Source organism: Vibrio sp. OPT46, from assembly GCF_015163535.1.
Lineage (GTDB): Bacteria > Pseudomonadota > Gammaproteobacteria > Enterobacterales > Vibrionaceae > Vibrio > Vibrio alginolyticus.
On sequence record NZ_JADDYG010000092.1, the window covers coordinates 101,788 to 103,578 of the forward strand.

2 protein-coding genes are annotated in these 1,791 nt (G+C 47.9%); both read right to left on the bottom strand.

From position 1 onward, the window contains the following. Positions 1 to 397: SDR family NAD(P)-dependent oxidoreductase (locus IQR33_RS32265; protein ID WP_228013745.1), on the bottom strand; the 397-nt coding region annotated here is incomplete at its 3' end. Continuing rightward, on the bottom strand, positions 394 to 1,791 hold a 1,398-nt coding region (gene alsS / locus IQR33_RS03885), incomplete at its 5' end, for an acetolactate synthase AlsS (protein ID WP_228013746.1). The genes alsS and IQR33_RS32265, both read right to left, overlap by 4 nt.

A 1,791-nucleotide genomic window follows, 5' to 3' on the forward strand; every position in this document is an offset into this window, starting at 1 on the left:
AACCTTTCGTTTTTAAGAGTTCAGGCAAAGCAAACTTCGCGCAATAAACAACACCATCAATGTTTACACCAGAGATCTTCTTCCAGTCTTCCACACTACCTTCAATCACGGAACCAGGGACATGTACGCCAGCATTGTTTACTAAAATATCCAGTTTACCGAAACGGGTAACAACACCAGAAATCAGTGCTGCGACTTTGTCTGGGTCAGAAACATCAATAGAATGCGCAGACACACGCTGTTTATCAAAGCCCTCAACGGCGTTTGCCAACTGCTCTTCATTCCAATCGGCAAGAGCGACGTTTGCGCCTTCTTCATACAAACGTTTTGCGATGGCCAAACCAATGCCATTGGCAGAGCCAGTCACGAGTGCGACTTTATTTTTTAATCCTCTCATGCGATTTCTCCTTCGAAACCTACAAAAACGGGATCTTGATTTTTCTCTGTGCGCGGCAACATCAGTTTGTCGTTGTCGCTGTAATCTACGGGGATAGCCACCACTGCTGGCCCTTCAACGTCCATGGCTTTATTCAATGTCGGTAGCAATTCGTGTTGACTAGTCACTGCGAAGCCTTTCGCGCCAAATGATTCGGCGTAGGCCTTGAAATCAATTGGTCCAAATTTCACACCAGAGCAGCGCTGATATTTGTTGATCTCTTGCATTTCTACCATGTTGTAGGCGTTATCAACCCACACAATATGGACGATATTGCAGTTCAGTCTAACCGCGGTTTCTAACTCCATGCTCGATTGCATAAAACCGCCGTCTCCTGATATCGATACCACTTTGCTACCAGGTTTTAGTAGGCTGGCACCAATGGCCCATGGTAGTGCAACGCCCATCGTTTGTTGGCCGTTAGACACCAGCATTTGGCGAGCTCGAAAACAGCTTAAGTAACGAGCGATCCAGATGTGGAAGCTCCCCATATCAAGGCATAGCGTGGTATCCGGTGTGATGATAGATTGCATAGCTTTTATTAGCGCCAGTGGATGAAATCCTTGCTTGTTATAGACATTGGGATAGGTTTTGATCACTTGCCGTTGCAGTGCTACCTCTTCCAGTACTGAAAGTGCCGTTGGGGAAAGGCGAGCATATTCAGAGATATAGCTGCCCATCTTGTCTAATGACTGCGCAATGTTTCCGACGATTTCAACACAAGGCTGATAATTAAGTTGGTATTCTGCTGGTTCAATATCGAGGTGAATCACTGGGTTGCGGTGGCTGTTCCAAAGCTCAGGGTCATACTCTATTGGGCTAAAGCCGATGGTGAGAATTAAATCGGCGTCCCGCAGTAAAACATCGCCAGGTTGGTTATTAAACAAACCGACACGCCCAGCAAAGTGATGATAGTAATTGATGTCTACCGTGCCGGCGGCCTGGTAAGTGCCGACAACGGGTAGCTGCGTATTTTGAAGAAACCGAGCGATAGCAGCAGCGTTTTGACTGCGGCTCGCGTGAAGGCCAAGTAAAACCACACAGCGCTTTGCTTTACTGATTCGACTGACCGCTTCTTCGATTGCTGCGATGTCTGCGCAACCAGGCTGTGTGTAAGGCGAGGGGACAATAATGTCCGTTTGGGTTTCCTCGGATAAAACATCTTGGGGGAGACTCAAAAAGCAAGCCCCAGGGCGACCTGACTCTGCGATACGAAATGCGTTCGCCATGATCTCGCTTGCGGCGTCCACATGCTGCACTTCAGCACTGAACTTGGTTATAGAGCGAAAAATACTGACGGTATCCATGCTCTGGTGTGTTTGTTTTTGCTGGTCAGTTCGTTTCACCGCGCCACC